We start from the raw sequence: 17,060 nt of genomic DNA on the forward strand, positions 1-17,060 counted from the left end.
AACGCTTGTATCAACGGCAATAACCAATAACCAACCAAGAGGCAAGACCAAGCGGTAGGTAGTTTTAGCGTGCCATTACCCTGACATGCTAAACGCTATTCCTGGTGAACTTTCCAAACCTAAAAACACAAGTGGAGAGCAACACAATGGCAGATGACAAATCCAATGCTGCGGAATACTGGAAAGCCAACGTTCGTTTAATTACTGGGTGCCTTATTGTGTGGGCATTCGTGTCTTACGGATGTGCGATTTTGTTTAGACCGCTTCTAGCAAGCATTCACATAGGGGGAACAGACCTGGGCTTCTGGTTTGCTCAGCAGGGCTCGATCCTTACCTTTATTGCTCTGATCTTCTTCTACGCCTGGAGAATGAATCAGCTCGATAAGAAATTTGGCCTTGAGGAGTAAGTCAGAATGAGCCAATTTGCAATCAACCTGCTTTTTGTAGGTGCCTCCTTTGCGCTCTATATCGGTATCGCGATATGGGCGCGCGCGGGCTCCACAAAAGAGTTCTATGTGGCTGGCGGTGGTGTTCACCCGATCACTAACGGTATGGCCACAGCGGCCGACTGGATGTCAGCGGCCTCGTTTATTTCCATGGCGGGCCTGATCGCCTCCGGCGGTTACGCCAACTCAACCTACCTGATGGGCTGGACCGGCGGCTTCGTTATTCTGGCTATGCTGCTCGCTCCCTACCTGCGTAAATTCGGCAAGTTTACCGTTCCAGACTTTATCGGTGAGCGCTTCTATAGCCGTACCGCTCGGGTCGTCGCGGTTATCTGCCTGATTATCGCATCGGTTACTTATGTAATCGGGCAAATGACCGGGGCTGGCGTTGCCTTCTCACGCTTTCTGGAAGTACCTAGCACCTGGGGCATCTGGATCGCTGCGGGGATTGTTTTCCTGTACGCCGTCTTCGGCGGTATGAAAGGCATCACTTATACTCAGGTCGCCCAGTACATCGTACTGATTGTGGCCTACACCATCCCGGCTGTGTTCATTTCCATGCAGTTGACGGGCAACCCCATCCCCATGTTCGGTATGTTCAGCTCCCACACGGAATCTGGCCTGCCATTGCTGCAAAAGCTTGATGATGTCGTCATGGCACTTGGGTTTCAGGATTACACCGCCGACGTCGACAACAAGCTGAATATGGTGCTGTTCACGCTCTCGCTAATGATCGGTACCGCTGGTCTTCCCCACGTTATCATTCGCTTCTTCACGGTTCCCAAGGTGGCTGACGCACGCTGGTCTGCGGGCTGGGCGCTGGTCTTCATCGCGCTGTTGTACTTAACAGCGCCAGCCGTAGCCTCCATGGCACGTCTGAACCTGATGACCACCGTTTATCCTGAGCTAACCGGCCAGGTTGAGAATTATGAGGAGGCCAGTGCCGAGCCAATCTTCTACGAAGATCGTCCTGAGTGGTTCCGTACCTGGGAAGAGACTGGCCTGATCACGTTCTTTGACTTTAACGATGACGGCCGCATCCAGTTCTATAACGATGCCAACGCTGAGTTTGACGTTATCGCTGATAGTCGCGGCTGGGAAGGCAATGAGCTGACAGTCAACAATGACATTCTGGTTCTGGCTAACCCAGAAATCGCCAACCTACCCGCCTGGGTAATTGGCTTGATCGCAGCGGGCGGTATTGCGGCCGCCCTCTCGACAGCGGCGGGTCTGCTTCTCGCTATCTCGTCGGCGATCAGTCATGACTTAATCAAGAACACGATCAATCCGAATATCAGTGAGAAGAAGGAGATGTTAGCAGCACGCATCTCAATGGGCGGGGCTATCTTGCTGGCCACCTATCTTGGCTTGAACCCGCCAGGGTTTGCGGCACAGACCGTCGCCCTGGCCTTCGGCATTGCCGGCGCCTCGCTGTTCCCGGTACTGATGATGGGTATTTTCTCAACTCGCATGAACAGCACCGGAGCCGTGGCCGGTATGCTGTCAGGCCTGGCGTGTACCCTGCTGTATATCTTTACCTACCTCGGCTGGTTCTTTATCCCGGGCACCAACATGCTGCCCAATACGCAGGATAACTGGCTGTTCGGTATCTCCCCGCTCTCCTTCGGTGCGGTGGGTGCCATGATCAACTTTGCCGTTGCCTTCCTTGTCTCTAGCATGACGGCGCCGCCGCCTAAAGAGATCCAGGAGCTAGTGCAAAGCGTACGCTATCCAAAAGGTGCTGGTGCCGCAGTTGATCACTAAGCCATAATCGTTCCTGAATGCGCTCGCCAGAGCGCATTTCACGGAACCCATGTCGAACCGGGCTTCCTTTGGGAAGCCCGTTCTCTTTCAGGAAATCGCTTTATGATATGGCACTTGATTGCCGCTATTTTTGCTGCACTGGCCGCTGCGGGGATTGGTTTGATTCTGCGCAATCTATCTCGCAACCGGCTTCCTAAATGGATAGTGCCGGTGTTTGCGGGGCTGGGTATGCTCGGTTATCAGATTCACGTGGAGTACTCGTGGTTTGAGCACAAACAACACCAGTTACCTGAATCATCCGTCATCGTCAGTAGTGCTACCGGAACAGAAGTATGGCGCCCATGGACGTTTGTTTTCCCCATCACGACCCAGTTTAGCGTGGTGGATAGCGACAACATTATTACCCGCGATATTGAAGGTGATCAGGTGGTGGAGTTTATTCTTTACCAGTTCATTCGCCGTCATACTGATTTTGTGTCTACTCAGCCCTACTTGCTGAACTGCGAAAGCCGTGAACTGGTGCCGCTAAGCAACGAGGCTGGCGAGGCGCAGTTGAGCGAACTTCGTCTCTTGCGCGAAACATCCACGCTGTTAGCCACCGTATGCGGGAATGCCGACGCATAGGAGAGACGCAAGCGTTGCTCTTCGCCTAGAATGGGGCTCTTTACACGCGCCGCTCGCTGGGCGAGATAAACGTTGGTGGGGGAAATAGGCATGTTTCACGGTGGGCTGCTGGTCGCGGTATCCTTTCTTTATATCGCGATTCTCTTCGGTATTGCCTGGCACGGCGACCGCCGTGCCCGCACCCACGGCGCCAGCCACCGACGTCCCTTCATATATAGCCTGGCGCTGGCCATTTACTGCACCTCCTGGACATTTTACGGCGCGGTAGGCCAGGCAGCCACGGCAGGCTGGTCCTTTGCGAGTATTTTTGTTGGTCCTATCCTGACATTTTTACTGTTTTGGCCGGTTCTAGCCAAAATGATCCGCGTTGCCAAACACCAAAACGTCACTTCTATCGCGGACTTTATCGCCTCGCGCTATGGAAAGACGCAGTCGCTTGCCGCGTTTGCAAGCCTGGTCGCGCTGATCGGAACGCTTCCCTATATCGCGCTACAGCTAAAGGCTGTCTCGTCCACGTTTAGCGTGCTAACCGATGCCAGCGATAGCGTGGGAAGCCCGCTCTTTGGCGACACCGCCTTTTATATAGCCGTTATTATGGCAGTGTTTGCCATTTTGTTTGGTACCCGTCATACCGATGCGACCGAGCACCATGAAGGCTTGATTCATGCCGTCGCGTTTGAATCCATCGTCAAACTTGTCGCATTTATTGTGCTAGGCGCCTTTGTTACCTGGGGCATGTTCGATGGCTTAAGCGAGCTAATGGGGCACGCAGAGAGCCAGCTTGGCCTTCAGCGCCAGCTCGCCAACCAGGACTTCGGCCAAAGCTTTTGGGCACAAACGCTGCTCGCGATGCTGGCGATTCTCTGCCTGCCACGTCAATTTCATGTCGCCGTGGTTGAAAATATTCACCCGGATGACGCCACCAAAGCCCGCTGGCTGTTTCCGCTGTATCTGTTGGCTATCGCTTTTTTCGTTGTGCCCTTGGCCGCAGCCGGGTTACTGCTCTTTTCAGAGAGCGGCGTCGAGCCAGACACCTATGTGTTGGCGCTTTCCATGGCCTCGGGCCATGAGTGGTTAACGCTGCTGACCTTCATTGGCGGTTTTTCAGCCGCCACCGGCATGGTGATTGTTGCAGCAGTCGCCGTTTCCATCATGATTTCTAATGAAATTGTTATCCCGGCCCTGTTCCGGTTGCGCTGGTTTGATACCAAAGCCCGTGACTACGGACGCCTGGTCCTGCGAGCCCGTCGCATCACCATTGCTGTCGTGTTGGCGATGTCCTACGGCTTTTACCGACTCATCGCCGAGCTCACTTCGCTTGCTTCTATCGGCATGCTCTCCTTTGCGGCCGCCGCGCAGTTTGCCCCTGCGGTCATTGGCGGGCTTTACTGGAAACGCGGTAACCGGTTGGGCGTTATCGTGGGGATGAACGCAGGCTTTGCCATCTGGGTTTACAGCCTCTTGTTGCCCGCCATGACGAATGCCGGCGTGCTGCCCCTGGCATGGCTCTCTGACGGCCCGATGGGGATTGCTTGGCTCTCTCCCACCGCCCTTTTTGGCCTGAACCTGGGGGATAGCTTTACCCACGGCGTCATGCTATCGCTGGGCGTTAACCTGTTTTGCTATATCTTCATCTCCCAGGTGACCTCGCAGCGAGTGGTTGAGCGTATCCAGGCCTCGCTATTTGTCGATAGTGTTGAAACGCGCCAGACCTCGGTGAACCGCCCGTGGACAGGTGCCACGACGGTGGGCGACCTAAAAGTATTATGTGAGCGCTTTTTGGGCGCAAGCCAGGTGGAACGGGCATTTGAGGATTACGCGCGCCGCCTGGGCAAGCCACTGGACTACAGCACACGTGCCTCCATTGATGTTATTCAATTTACCGAGCGGTTTCTTGCCTCGGTACTCGGCGCATCCTCGGCACGCATTGTCGTTAACTCAGCGCTACAAGGACGCGGAATCGGCATTTCCGATGTTATCTCTATTGTGGATGAAGCGTCACAGGTACTGGAGTTCAACCGGGCACTGCTGCAGGCCACTATCGAAAACATTAACCAGGGGATTAGCGTTGTTGACCAAAATCTGTGCCTGGTCGTCTGGAACCAACGCTATCTTGAGCTGTTCCGCTTTCCCGACCATTTAATTCGCGTCGGCGCGCCAATTGATCGCATCTTCCGCTATAACGCTCATAACAGCGAATATGGCCCGGGCGACCCCGAAGAGCATGTCCAGCTACTGCTGGATAATATTCGCGAAGGTCACCCTCACCGCTACGTGCGCTATCGTCAGGATGGCAGCGTGCTGGAAGTTCAGGGTAATCCGATGCCCGGCGGTGGATTTGTTTACACGTACCAGGATATTACCCAGCAAAAGCGGATTGAAGAGGCACTGATTCGTTCCGAAAACAATATCCGTATTTACACCGATAATGTCCCTGCGCTCATTGCCTACTTTGATAAAGAGTGCCGCTACCTGTTTACCAACCGCGCCTATGAGCAAGCATTTAACATTGATCGTAATGCGGTGATTGGTCGGCGCTTTGAGGATGTGCTGTCACTTAAGCAGTCAGAAGAGCGTGGCCCTTGGGTCGCCCGAGCACTGAATGGAGAACGGGTAAGTTTTGAAGTCTCCATGCACGTCAACGATGTCATGCGCCATATGCTGGTGACCTATACCCCTCACTTTGGCGACAGCCAGTCGATTCTGGGCTTTTTCTCGCTTTATCAAGACATTACCGAGCGTCGACAAGCTGAAATAGCGCTTGAGGAGACCAATGAAACACTAGAAGAGCGCGTTCGCGAGCGCACCCAAGCACTTTCTGAAGCCAACGCCGCCCTGCGTCAGGAGAACCGTGTTCGCGCCGAGGCCGAGCAGGCCCTGCGCCAGGCCAAGCAACTGGCGGAAGATGCCAACGCCTCTAAAACACGCTTTTTGGCAGCAGCAAGCCACGATTTATTGCAGCCGCTGAATGCTGCTCGGCTGTTTACGTCAGCGCTTATGCAAAACGTAACCACTCCGGATACACAGCGTACCATCGGGCATATTGATAACTCGCTACAGGCCGCTGAAGAGCTGTTGAGCACGTTGCTGGATATCTCCAAACTGGACGCTGGCGCGCTGACACCGCGCCGCAGCCACTTTGCACTCGCCGATATATTCCGCCCGCTGCGCGCTGAATTTGAAGTCATGGCCGATAACCGCGGCCTGGATCTCAACGTTGTGCCAACCCAGCTATGGGTTGATTCGGACCCGCAGATGCTGCGTCGGATCGTGCAAAACTTCCTTTCCAACGCGGTGCGTTATACGCAGGATGGGCATGTGCTGCTGGGCTGTCGTCGCCAAGGGCAGCGGCTTTTAATAGAAGTCTGGGACAGCGGCCCCGGCATCCCCGAGTCCAAGCTCACGGAAATCTTTCAGGAGTTCCGCCGTCTGGATCAGGTATCGCGTCACAAGGAGAGTGAAAAAGGCCTGGGGCTTGGGCTCTCTATTGCTGACCGCATGAGCCGAGTGCTTGACCATCCGATTAAGGTTCGCTCTTGGGAAGGTACTGGTACCGTGTTCTCCGTCAGCGTGCCTGTGGTAGCGGCCAGGGCAATCACCGCTGCCGAGCAAGAGCCTACCAACCGGCGCAGCGGCAATAAGCTAGCCGGTGCGCGCATTGTGTGTATCGACAATGAAACCCTGATTTTGGAAGGCATGACCGCCATGCTCAGCGGCTGGGGGTGTGAAGTCTTTACCGCCACCAGCATTGGGGGCGCTAAATCCATCCTGCGCAACATGGATGGCGACCCGGATGCGATCCTCGCTGACTATCACCTGGACAATGAAGTGACCGGCTTGATGGCTCTGGACGCACTGAGCGAGCGTTTATCGGGCGCGGTGCCCGGCATTGTGATTACCGCTGACCGTACCGAAGCCGTTGCGGATAAGGTCAAACGCGACGGCTATCAACTGCTGCTGAAACCGGTAAAACCTGCCGCCCTTCGCGCGCTATTGACCCGCACGTTACAGGCCAGCCGGGCCAATACCTAGCCTATATGTACCGCAGAAAAAAACCGCTTACGTTGTGCGTAAGCGGTTTTTTTAATCACGCCACGAGAGCGTTTATGACTCAACTTTAGGCGGCTCGACTTCCAGTTTTTGCGCCGCAATGACCGCTTGTGTGCGCGAATGAACGCCCAGCTTGCGTAAAATCGCCGTCACATGAGCTTTAATCGTTGCTTCAGAAACGTTGAGCTCGTAGGCAATCTGCTTATTGAGCAGCCCTTCGGTTAGCATATTCAACACACGAAACTGCTGGGGCGTTAACGAAGCAATCGCTTCAGCAAAGCGCGACTCCTCTTCACTGGTCTCTTCCAACACGTTAGCCAACGCCTCTGGCAGCCAGACTTCACCCTGAAGAATTTCGCCTACCGCTTCAGCAATCAGCTGCAACGACGATGATTTAGGAATAAAGCCCGAAGCACCGTAGTCAATTGCCCGCCGCACGACGTAAGGTTCATCACTGCCCGACACCACCGCCACCGGAATATCCGGCATTTGGCCACGCAACTGAATGAGCCCTGAAAAGCCATGCGCACCTGGCATGTGCAAGTCCAGCAAGATCAGGTCGGCATCAGGATGGCGATTAACCACTTCCGTTGTGGCTTCCATGGTGTCGGCTTCGACAATCTCAGCCTGCGGGGCTAATTGGCGCAAGGCCTGAGTGAGCGCTGCACGAAACAGCGGATGGTCGTCTGCAACGATAAACTTATGGGCTACTGCCATGGATATTCCTCCGGTTCCTCGTGCAGCGGAAATACGTGCCGCTACGACGCTAGGCTCAAACGGTCAACGCATGGTACCCCAAGGTTTCTTCATGCCCAAGCATACCTGCATATTTTGTCATCATTATGTCACCCTTTTAAACGCAACAGTGCCGACCCTCTGGTCGGCACTACAACGCATAAGCGCAGCATGCTGCTATTTGCGCTCTTTTTGGCTGACACTCATCAACTTACGTAGCACTCATCACGCTTAAGCCACTGAGTAGTAAGCTACTATTGATTGGCTCGATGCTCAATCAATTCGTCAACCACTGAGGGATCAGCCAGCGTGCTTGTGTCCCCCAAGCCATCACATTCGTTGGCCGCAATCTTGCGCAAGATACGCCGCATAATCTTGCCCGAGCGCGTTTTAGGCAGCCCCGGCGCCCATTGGATCACATCGGGGGAGGCAATAGGCCCGATATCTTTACGTACCCACTGGGTCAGCTCTTTCTTAAGCTCATCAGATGGCTCAATACTATCGTTCAGTGTTACATAGATATAGATGCCCTGCCCCTTGATATCGTGGGGGAAACCTACCACCGCCGCTTCAGCCACCGCCGAGTGCGCAACCAGCGAGGACTCTATTTCTGCGGTGCCCATGCGATGGCCCGACACATTAAGCACGTCATCCACACGTCCGGTAATCCAGTAATAGCCATCTTCATCACGACGGCAGCCGTCGCCGGTGAAGTACATGCCATCGTAGGTGGAGAAGTAGGTCTGCACAAAGCGTTCGTGATCGCCCCAGATAGAGCGCGCCTGCCCCGGCCAGGAATCAAGGATCACCAGATTGCCTTCGGCGGCGCCTTCAAGCTGGTGGCCTTCGTTGTCCACCAGGGCTGGCTGTACACCAAAGAAGGGCAACGTGGCAGAGCCAGGCTTTAGATCCATTGCGCCTGGCAGCGGAGAAATCATGATGCCGCCGGTTTCCGTTTGCCACCAGGTATCCACAATCGGGCAGTTTTCGTTGCCAATCACCCGATAGAACCACTCCCAGGCTTCCGGGTTAATCGGCTCGCCTACCGAACCCAGCAGGCGCAGGCTGTCGCGTGAGCTGGTGCTCATCACGTTGTCACCATGGGCCATCAGGGCACGCACGGCAGTGGGCGCGGTGTACAGAATGTTGACCTTATGCTTATCAACAATTTCACCCAAGCGCCCGTGAGTCGGATAGCTGGGCACGCCTTCAAACATCAACGTGGTCGCTCCGTTGGCAAGCGGCCCGTAGACGATATAGCTGTGTCCGGTCACCCAGCCCACATCAGCGCTGCACCAATAGACCTCACCCTCCTGGTAATCAAACACATACTGGTGAGTCATGGCGGCGTAGGTAAGGTAGCCACCCGTCGTGTGCTTAAGGCCTTTAGGCGCACCTGTTGAGCCAGACGTATACAGGATAAACAACGGATCTTCGGCGCCCACCGGCTCGGCGTCGCACACCGCTTGCTGTCGATCAACCAATTCATCAAACCAGAGATCGCGGCCTTCCTTCCAGTCGATGTCACCACCGGTACGTTTTACGACCAGCACATTCTTGCAGACGTCGGTGCCTTCGCGAGTAAGTGCTGAATCGACGTTCTCCTTGAGCGGCACGTGTTTGCCACCACGCACTGACTCGTCGGCGGTAATAATCAGTTTGGAATCGGCACCAACAATCCGCTGGGCTACAGCATCGGGCGAAAAGCCACCAAAGACGACCGAGTGAACCGCACCAATCCGCGCACAAGCAAGCATTGCCATGGCCGCTTCAGGGATCATGGGCATGTACATCGTCACCGTATCGCCTTTCTCAACACCCAGCGATTTCAGGGCATTGGCCAATTGGCAGGTACGCTCATGCAGTTCACGATAGGTAATATGCTTGGATTCATCAGGATTATCGCCTTCCCAGATAATCGCCGTTTGATCGCCGCGCTGTTCAAGGTGCCGGTCAAGGCAGTTGGCACTCACGTTGAGTACGCCGTCCTCAAACCACCGAATATCCACATTATCCCGTTTAAATGAGGTGTTCTTGATGATGGTTGGCACTTTAATCCAATCAAGACGCTTGGCCTGCTCTGCCCAGAAACCTTCGGGATCATCCTTGGACTGCTGGTACATGGCCGTGAACTTTTCTTTATCGGCCCAGGCGTTGGCGGCGATAGCATCGCGCACCGGATAGACGTTTTGATGTTCGCTCATAGTTGCCTCATGTCCGTAGAAACGCACTCTCAATAGGAATGTAGTCGGTATTATTCTTTGTTGCCCCGACACCACTGAATGTTCCCCTAGCATAAACCTCCCTTAGGCGGCTTCCTCTTAGACATTGGTATTAACATTTTTTATTTAAAAAACAGCAACCTGGATGGCTTTCAATGATTGTCGTAAGCGATATAGACCAACGTCTCCTGGCAATGACGACAACGATAGCGGCGCCCCTTGTTAACTAGCGCATGACGCCTAGCCGTCAACAGGTGCTCACGGCAGGCGCACTGATAGCGGTAAGGTGCAGGCTGAGCCTTATGAACGTCGAAGCGGTGGGTAACGTGAGGGGCTAGCCCAAACAAGTCCCGCATCACGGTTTTCCACTCTTGCCCGTGTGGTTTTAAGCGTCGCCCGTCACGTAGATGAAACACCAGCCAATGCGCCATCTCATGCGGAATCACATCGTTAAAAAACGCAGTACGATTGTCACTAAGCAAAATAAAATTAAACCGCAGGCCACCGCGTCCCCAATGGGCTTGTCCCGCTGAAGCGCCCTTTAAATCAAACCATACCCGGGGCCGCGGCAACTGCGGATACACTTCCAGGCAGCGCTGCCACGCTTGCTCGACCCGGCTTAATGCCGCTTTTTGTAGCGCCTCGGGTGACAGCGCCGCTAATTCATCTTCCGGCCAGGGCGGCAGCGGCAATGTACCCGTTAGCGATGCGCCTATTAGTGATAAACTTGTCATTAATGAATGCCTAAATGATGGTTACCCATTAGTATCATTTTTTAAACGACCCAACTCATGAGGCTTGCTATGGCAGAGCGCCCCGACGATGCAAACGCGCCAGAGACTGTCCCTCCGCAGCCACTGCTGACCGATGAGCAGCTCGACAGGCTGGATGATTTCCTCGACTCAGACCAGGTCGATGAAGACGCGCTGGACTTGATCTCCGCCCACGGCTTTCTCGTGGCACTCGCGGTAGCCCCCAGCGAAGTATCACCGACTCAGTGGCTCGTTGAGCTGTTCCAAGGCGAACCGCGCTATACCGATGATAACGAGCGCAATGAAATTGTTAACCTGCTAACCCTGCTGCGCAACAATGCAATGGCCGTGCTGGAGCAAGGCGGGCTTCCTGAACTGCCTTTTGATTTAACCCTGGATGGGCTGCCTGCGGAAGAAACACCGATTGGCGACTGGTGCGCGGGCTTTATGGAAGGCGTCTTCAGCGATGAAAGCGCTTGGTTCCAGGAGGATGAAGAAGCCGCGGCAACACTGCTTTTGCCCTTTATGCTGCTTTCCGGGCTATTTGATGATGAGCCCGACATGGCCGAGATGGCAAGCGACACGGCACACCAGGAAAGCCTGGTAGCACAATTGCCAGAGCTCGTGCTTGATTTGTATTTGCATTACCGCGTTCCACCGGAAACGCCCAAACCCAAGCCGCGCAAAAAAACGCCTGCCAAGAGCCGCAAGCGCCGCTAAGTCAGTGTTCATTCAACCCGGTATCGTTACTTAAGCCGGGTAATCACTGAATCCAGCGTACCAAATATCCATTCAAAGGCGCGCTGCTTCCAGGAGCGCGCGGCCCACTCCTCGGCCAGCACTTCCTTGCTGGCCGAAAAATTACGCTCAAACATAGCGCACACATCCTGAGCAAGCCGCTCGTCCATCACTTCCTGATTGGCCTCCAGGTTCCAGTGCAGATTCCAGTGATCGAAGTTACACGAGCCAATACTCACCCAGTCATCCGCGAGTACAAATTTGGCATGAATAAACGTCGGCTGGAATTCGTAAATGCGTACGCCCGCTTTAAGCATCGACTGATAAAAACGTTGTCCTGCGTAACGCACGCTGGGGTGGTCATGCTTCGCGCCGGGCAGCAAAAGGCGTACGTCCACGCCCCGCTTTGCAGCCCGCGCCAAGCGACGGCGCAGTGTAAACGTAGGCACGAAATAGGGCGTACAGAGCCAAAGACGCCCTTGAACGCCATGCACCCGGCGATAAAGCGAGTGACGAATCGCCTGGTACCGGTAGCCTCGGCCCTGTATGGCTCGGCCGATTGCCCCGCCTTCAAACGCCTCTGCCTGGCGCTGTTGAGGAAGAGGCGCCGGAGGACGCTTATCCTCTGCGCGTGTTAAGCGCGAACGCCAAAGGGTGCGAAAAAGCATCTCCCAGTCGGCGATGACCGGGCCTTCAATACGCACGGCAATGTCGTACCATGCCTCTAGGAATTCATCGACGGCGCCAAACCCACCGGTAAAGGCTATTTGTCCATCGACCACAATAATTTTGCGGTGGTCACGACTAAGGTTCCGAGCCAGTGAGTGGAGCCCCACCGGATTGAAAAAGCGCAGCGCCACGCCCGCGTCAAGAAGCCGCTCGCGGTCGCTGCTGGCAAGCCCCTTGGAACCAAAACCATCCAACAGCAGATACACCCTTACACCCCGCTGGGCTGCCGTTGTCAGTGCTTGTATCACCTGGTCAGCAAGCGCTCCCGACTCCATCAAGTAAAGCTCAACCAACACATAGTGATTGGCGTGGTTGATGGCTTCAAGCATGGCGGGTAGAAAGCGAGACGCCTCGGGCAGCAGGGTAAATCGATTGCCCGCATGCCATGTCAGGGGCTGATACTTCATAGCGCTCTGCTCCTGATGAAATACCTCGTTAATGCGTAATGGGTATCGACTCAACGATGAAGCGACTGCTTAACATAGAGATCATAGCGGCTGGTCTTTCCCTCCAACACATGCTGAGGCGCAGGGCCTGCAATCGGAGGGGCTTTACGGGGACGCTTTACCACCACCCGGTGTGTCGCTACCTCCAGAGCGGCTTCCAACAAACGCGACGCATCATCGTCATCGCCCGCCAATTCGCGAAACAGGCGCATCTCTTTTTTGACCAGCGCCGACTTTTCCCGATGCGGAAACATCGGGTCCAGGTGCACGACCTGTGGATCAAACGCGGCCTCGGCAACCAACGCTTCAAGCGACTGAGCCGCGTCGCCATGGCGCAAGGTCATGCGAGCGATGATATCAGCGATATCATGCGCTTTAGCGGCTCTCAGCAGGCCGTCTTCCAACAGCGCGGCAATCGCGCCGACACGCTCAACCAACAGCACATGAGCGCCCAGTGCGGCCAGTACAAAGGCGTCCCGCCCAAGCCCCGCCGTCGCATCGACAACGCTTGGCGTCACACCTTTAGCAAGCCCGCACGCCTTGGCAACCAGTTGGCCTCGCCCACCGCCAAACTGACGCCGATGGGCTGCTTTACCTGCGGCAAAATCAACGCTTAGCGGTTTTCCATAGCGTTTTTCATCCCCTGCCAGTACTAAACGTCCCTCGCAATACGTAAGCGCCAGTCCTTCTGGGAGTACGGCCTTTTCAGGCAGGCTCATGCCGGCTTTTTCCAGGCAACGTTATTGCGCAAATACACCGGCTGAGCCAGATGCGCCGGCTGACCTAACCCTGCCGCAAAATCATCGGCACCCAACCAGGCCATCTCTTCAGCGCGAGGCTCCATATCAACCAGGTGCTGGCTCATGCTCACTTGCACCGTGGCTGCAAAGCGCTCCCAAAGCGTAAAACCTGAGCCTACACCGACCCAGTCAGTTTCAGCTTCAGGTAGTGAAAACGCTTCCGGGGCCAACACGGCTTCAGCTTGTTCCAGACTCACGCTATCGTTCAAACAGTGCCATGTGGCCGCGTAGATCTCGCCCATACGCGCATCCAGAGCAGTGACGATATAGCGAAAGTGAAAGCGCCGATGGGCCTGGAGAGCCAACGCCTTGAGCGTTGAGACGCCGAGTAATGGGCGGTCCAAACCAAAGGCCAGGCCTTGTGCCGTTCCGGTAGCGATTCTCAGCCCGGTAAATGAGCCCGGCCCTTGTCCAAAGGCAATGGCGTCGAGCGCCGCCGGTGTAATCTGCGCTTGCGCTAACAGCTCGTCCACCATCGGCATTAACCGCCGAGTATGCGCACGCGGCGTCATCTCGTAGCGCGCTAGACATTCGCGGTCAGCGCCGTTCTGACGTAGCAGTGCTACCGAGCAGGCGCTGGATGAGGCATCTAGCGCAAGAAGGTGTAACGACATAGCAATTCCGCACTCGTGATAAGTAGTCGAACATTATACCTTTAGTGCGCCCATACGACGATGGCCCGCGCTTGGCGGGCCATCGGCTTAGCGAGCATCGTTTAATCAGCCAAGGGCTTCTTTTACCTGGCGCGTAATATCGGCAACGCTGCCTACGCCTTCAACACGGTGGTACTGGGGCGCTGCTTCAGCGTCCTTGTTTGCCCACTGCTGGTAGTAATCCACCAGCGGTGCCGTTTGATCGTGATAAACCGACAAGCGGTTACGCACGGTTGATTCCTGGTCATCTTCACGCTGAATAAGCTGCTCGCCCGTTACATCGTCTTTGCCAGGCTCTTTAGGCGGATTATGATCGACGTGGTAAACACGCCCGGATGCCGGGTGAACGCGGCGCCCCGCCAAGCGGTTGACAATTTCTTCATCCGGGACAGCGATCTCAAGCACGTGGTCAATCTTCACGCCACCCTCTTTCATGGCATCGGCCTGAGGGATGGTCCGCGGGAACCCGTCAAACAGGAACCCGTTCTCGCAATCTGGCTGGCTGATACGCTCTTTCACCAAGTCAATAATGATCTGATCGGACACCAGGCCACCACTGTTCATTATCTCTTTAACTTTTAGCCCCAGCTCGGTGCCGTCTTTGATTGCCGCGCGTAGCATATCCCCGGTGGAAATCTGAGGAATCTTGAACTGCTCGCAAATATATTGAGCTTGAGTCCCTTTCCCCGCGCCGGGGGCACCCAACAGGATTAAACGCATGGCCACTGCTCCTTGAAAGTAAAACGCAATAAAATGAATTAACCGACAATAACCGGGCCACTCATGCGGCACAACTCCCCAAAAGCCTGAGAAGGGTATTTTTGTAAGATTTTTTTAAATAAAACAGCCAAGTGATGCACGCCAGGCGCACCGGCCGCCTCGTTTGAAGTGCTAAACGCAAACGGCGCCCATCACTGGGCGCCGTTGACTAAACCTAATTTGCAGCTATTTTCTCATATACTGCTGCGTGAATTGCCGTGATACCGCATCAAACGGCGCCACGACAATCCACATCATGCCGATAACCTGATTACAGCAACAAGCGGCGAATATCGGTCAACACATCCGCCAGGAATGCCGTGAAACGCGCAGCATCCGCACCGTTAATTGCCCGGTGATCATAGGAAAGCGACAGCGGCATCATTAAGCGCGGTTGGAAGGCACCGCCATCCCAAACCGGCTTCATTTGGGCTTTGGAAACACCCAAAATAGCTACCTCAGGCGCATTCACGATCGGCGTAAACGCCGTGCCACCAATCGAACCCAGGCTCGAAATAGTGAAACAGCCACCGGTCATCTCTTCCCGCTTGAGCTTCTTGGTTTGTGCCTTTTTACCCAGCTCTGCCATGTCCTTGGCAATCTCGATCAAGGACTTCTTATCGGCATCACGCAGTACCGGCACCATCAAGCCATCAGGGGTATCAACAGCAATACCGATATGAACGTAGTTCTTCCATACCAGCGTTTCGCCGTCGCCTTTTAAGCTGACATTAAACTGCGGGAACTTACGCAGCGCAAAAGCACACGCTTTCACCAGGAAGGGCAGCGGGGTTAACTTGGCCCCCTGCGCTTCGGCTTCGGCTTTTATCGACTTACGGAAGTTCTCAAGCTCGGTGATATCCGCTTCGTCAAACTGGGTCACGTGGGGCACGTTGAGCCAGCTACGATGCAGATTGGTCGCGCCCATTTTCAACAGGCGACCCATCGGCTTCTCTTCCACTTCACCGAACTGACTGAAGTCGACGTCCGGAATCGGCGGAATACCGGCGCCACCCGGGGCGGCAGCTGCTCCGCCCGATGCTTGCGCCTTGCCCTGGTTCGCAATGACCTGCTTCACATAGGCCTGAACGTCCTCTTTGAGCACGCGCTCTTTGGGGCCGCTGGGCTTAACCAGGCCAATGTCGACGCCAAACTCGCGGGCCAGCATACGCACGGCTGGGCCTGCGTGTACCAACTTGCCATCACGCGGCTTGTGCGCGGCCATTTGCGCTTCAGGGCTGGGCGTACCGCCTACGGTTGATGCGCCCTGCTTGGCAGTGCTCTTCTCAGCGGTTTTCTGAGCAGTCTCCTTCTTCGGCGCTGGCTTGGAAGCGGCTTTCTTCGCGCCCGCTACTTCCATATAACCAATGATATCGCCTTCAGAAACGGTATCACCCTCTTTAACGGTCAGCTCAAGGAGCTTGCCTTTATAGGGGCTGGGAACATCCATGGAGGCTTTATCAGATTCCAGCGTGATCAACGGATCTTCTTCGCTGATCTCATCGCCTACTGCCACACCGATCTCAATAATCGGTACGTCGGTAGAGCCGGAAATATCCGGAACGCGGATCTCCTTGCGCTCTGGCTCGCCGCTGGCCGCGTCGTCTTCGCTGTCGTCGCTGCGGGTATCTTCAGGCTCGCTGCTGGAGGCGCTCGCCTCTTCCTCAGCAGGCGCTTCACCGTCGGCCTCGTCGCCACCTTCACCTTCGACTTCCATCTGGCCGATAACATCGCCTTCAGAAACCGTGTCGCCTTCTTTAACGGTAAACGCGACAATTTTACCGGTATGCGGGCTCGGCACGTCCATGGAGGCTTTATCAGACTCCAGGGTGATCAGCGTATCTTCAGCATCGATACTATCGCCTTCACCCACCGTGACTTCGATGATCTCAACATTGTCAGAGCCGCCTAGGTCCGGCACCTTGATATCCACGGTATGCTTACCGCCACCGGATTTCTTGGCGCTTTTCTGCTCGGCCTTGGGCTTCTCTTCGGCCGCAGGGGCTTCTTTCTGCTCGGGTTCGGACGCTTGCTTGTCGTCCTCTTCCTCGGTATCGCCGCCGCCTTCCGCTTCCAGCTCAACGATATCGTCACCTTCGGAAACGGTATCGCCTTCTTTAACCAGCACTTTAACGACTTTACCGCCCTTCGGGGCCGGGATATCCATGCTGGCTTTATCAGACTCCAGCGTGATCAGGGTGTCTTCCGCTGCAATGACGTCGCCTTCCGACACCGCGATCTCGATGATTTCGACACCTTCGCTACCGCCGATGTCGGGCACTTTGATGATTTCGCTACTCAAGGTCGCGCTCCTTTCAAATCGGATCGAGCCGGCGGGTACT

13 protein-coding genes are annotated in these 17,060 nt (G+C 55.2%); 5 read left to right on the forward strand and 8 right to left on the reverse strand.

What is annotated here, in order from left to right; all coding sequences use genetic code 11:
* Window positions 1–146: 146 nt before the first annotated feature.
* From ACT3RQ_RS13600 to ACT3RQ_RS13615, 4 genes are all read left to right on the forward strand, one after another.
* Window positions 147–407 carry a DUF4212 domain-containing protein gene (locus ACT3RQ_RS13600; protein WP_172117423.1) on the forward strand — a complete coding sequence of 87 codons (261 nt, stop codon included), beginning with the start codon at window positions 147–149 and terminating at the stop codon, window positions 405–407.
* Window positions 408–413: 6 nt separating this feature from the next.
* Window positions 414–2,210 (forward strand): sodium:solute symporter family protein, encoded by a 1,797-nt coding sequence (locus tag ACT3RQ_RS13605; protein ID WP_444680659.1) that lies wholly within the window; start codon window positions 414–416, stop codon window positions 2,208–2,210.
* Window positions 2,211–2,312: 102 nt separating this feature from the next.
* Complete coding sequence (locus ACT3RQ_RS13610; RefSeq protein ID WP_172117421.1) at window positions 2,313–2,834, forward strand: hypothetical protein; 522 nt, start codon at window positions 2,313–2,315, stop codon at window positions 2,832–2,834.
* A 90-nt stretch (window positions 2,835–2,924) separates the two neighbouring features.
* A complete protein-coding gene (locus ACT3RQ_RS13615) occupies window positions 2,925–6,866 on the forward strand; it encodes a hybrid sensor histidine kinase/response regulator (protein WP_444680660.1) in 3,942 nt (1,313 codons plus the stop codon).
* Between the two features lie 72 nt (window positions 6,867–6,938).
* Here ACT3RQ_RS13615 and ACT3RQ_RS13620 read toward each other — a convergent pair whose 3' ends face one another.
* The 3 genes from ACT3RQ_RS13620 to ACT3RQ_RS13630 all read right to left on the reverse strand — a co-directional run bounded on the left by ACT3RQ_RS13620 (window position 6,939) and on the right by ACT3RQ_RS13630 (window position 10,575).
* The gene (locus ACT3RQ_RS13620) at window positions 6,939–7,601 is read right to left on the reverse strand and encodes a LuxR C-terminal-related transcriptional regulator (protein WP_016916171.1); all 663 of its coding nucleotides are present in this window, start codon (window positions 7,599–7,601) and stop codon (window positions 6,939–6,941) included.
* Between the two features lie 272 nt (window positions 7,602–7,873).
* On the reverse strand, window positions 7,874–9,823 hold the full coding sequence (gene acs / locus ACT3RQ_RS13625) for an acetate--CoA ligase (protein ID WP_172117419.1): 1,950 nt from the start codon (window positions 9,821–9,823) through the stop codon (window positions 7,874–7,876).
* Between the two features lie 170 nt (window positions 9,824–9,993).
* Window positions 9,994–10,575, reverse strand: coding sequence for a SprT family zinc-dependent metalloprotease (locus ACT3RQ_RS13630; RefSeq protein WP_444639069.1), 582 nt, complete (start codon window positions 10,573–10,575; stop codon window positions 9,994–9,996).
* Between the two features lie 69 nt (window positions 10,576–10,644).
* Here ACT3RQ_RS13630 and ACT3RQ_RS13635 point away from each other — a divergent pair, with 69 nt between their 5' ends.
* Window positions 10,645–11,313, forward strand: coding sequence for a YecA/YgfB family protein (locus ACT3RQ_RS13635; protein ID WP_444680661.1), 669 nt, complete (start codon window positions 10,645–10,647; stop codon window positions 11,311–11,313).
* Window positions 11,314–11,339: 26 nt separating this feature from the next.
* Here ACT3RQ_RS13635 and ACT3RQ_RS13640 read toward each other — a convergent pair whose 3' ends face one another.
* The 5 genes from ACT3RQ_RS13640 to aceF all read right to left on the reverse strand — a co-directional run bounded on the left by ACT3RQ_RS13640 (window position 11,340) and on the right by aceF (window position 17,020).
* Window positions 11,340–12,467 carry a phospholipase D-like domain-containing protein gene (locus ACT3RQ_RS13640; RefSeq protein ID WP_444680662.1) on the reverse strand — a complete coding sequence of 376 codons (1,128 nt, stop codon included), beginning with the start codon at window positions 12,465–12,467 and terminating at the stop codon, window positions 11,340–11,342.
* A gap of 50 nt (window positions 12,468–12,517) precedes the next feature.
* Window positions 12,518–13,225: a class I SAM-dependent methyltransferase gene (locus ACT3RQ_RS13645; protein ID WP_444680663.1), complete on the reverse strand. Its 708-nt coding sequence runs from the start codon at window positions 13,223–13,225 to the stop codon at window positions 12,518–12,520.
* On the reverse strand, window positions 13,222–13,920 hold the full coding sequence (tsaB, locus tag ACT3RQ_RS13650) for a tRNA (adenosine(37)-N6)-threonylcarbamoyltransferase complex dimerization subunit type 1 TsaB (protein ID WP_444639071.1): 699 nt from the start codon (window positions 13,918–13,920) through the stop codon (window positions 13,222–13,224). Before tsaB ends, ACT3RQ_RS13645 begins: the two co-directional genes overlap by 4 nt.
* 105 nt (window positions 13,921–14,025) lie before the next feature.
* Window positions 14,026–14,679: an adenylate kinase gene (gene adk, locus ACT3RQ_RS13655; protein WP_172117413.1), complete on the reverse strand. Its 654-nt coding sequence runs from the start codon at window positions 14,677–14,679 to the stop codon at window positions 14,026–14,028.
* Between the two features lie 310 nt (window positions 14,680–14,989).
* Window positions 14,990–17,020, reverse strand: a complete 2,031-nt coding sequence (gene aceF / locus ACT3RQ_RS13660) for a pyruvate dehydrogenase complex dihydrolipoyllysine-residue acetyltransferase (protein ID WP_444680664.1) — start codon at window positions 17,018–17,020, stop codon at window positions 14,990–14,992.
* Window positions 17,021–17,060: the final 40 nt, after the last annotated feature.

It is taken from the genome of Halomonas sp. AOP43-D1-4 (assembly GCF_052446175.1).
GTDB classification, from domain to species: domain Bacteria; phylum Pseudomonadota; class Gammaproteobacteria; order Pseudomonadales; family Halomonadaceae; genus Vreelandella; species Vreelandella citrativorans.

Bases quoted from the DNA above. Each gene is read 5' to 3' on its own strand.
- ACT3RQ_RS13600 (WP_172117423.1), top strand. From the start codon at position 147: ATGGCAGATGACAAATCCAATGCTGCGGAATACTGGAAAGCCAACGTT.
- ACT3RQ_RS13605 (WP_444680659.1), top strand. From the start codon at position 414: ATGAGCCAATTTGCAATCAACCTGCTTTTTGTAGGTGCCTCCTTTGCG.
- ACT3RQ_RS13610 (WP_172117421.1), top strand. From the start codon at position 2,313: ATGATATGGCACTTGATTGCCGCTATTTTTGCTGCACTGGCCGCTGCG.
- ACT3RQ_RS13615 (WP_444680660.1), top strand. From the start codon at position 2,925: ATGTTTCACGGTGGGCTGCTGGTCGCGGTATCCTTTCTTTATATCGCG.
- ACT3RQ_RS13620 (WP_016916171.1), bottom strand. From the start codon at position 7,601: ATGGCAGTAGCCCATAAGTTTATCGTTGCAGACGACCATCCGCTGTTT.
- acs (WP_172117419.1), bottom strand. From the start codon at position 9,823: ATGAGCGAACATCAAAACGTCTATCCGGTGCGCGATGCTATCGCCGCC.
- ACT3RQ_RS13630 (WP_444639069.1), bottom strand. From the start codon at position 10,575: ATGACAAGTTTATCACTAATAGGCGCATCGCTAACGGGTACATTGCCG.
- ACT3RQ_RS13635 (WP_444680661.1), top strand. From the start codon at position 10,645: ATGGCAGAGCGCCCCGACGATGCAAACGCGCCAGAGACTGTCCCTCCG.
- ACT3RQ_RS13640 (WP_444680662.1), bottom strand. From the start codon at position 12,467: ATGAAGTATCAGCCCCTGACATGGCATGCGGGCAATCGATTTACCCTG.
- ACT3RQ_RS13645 (WP_444680663.1), bottom strand. From the start codon at position 13,225: ATGAGCCTGCCTGAAAAGGCCGTACTCCCAGAAGGACTGGCGCTTACG.
- tsaB (WP_444639071.1), bottom strand. From the start codon at position 13,920: ATGTCGTTACACCTTCTTGCGCTAGATGCCTCATCCAGCGCCTGCTCG.
- adk (WP_172117413.1), bottom strand. From the start codon at position 14,679: ATGCGTTTAATCCTGTTGGGTGCCCCCGGCGCGGGGAAAGGGACTCAA.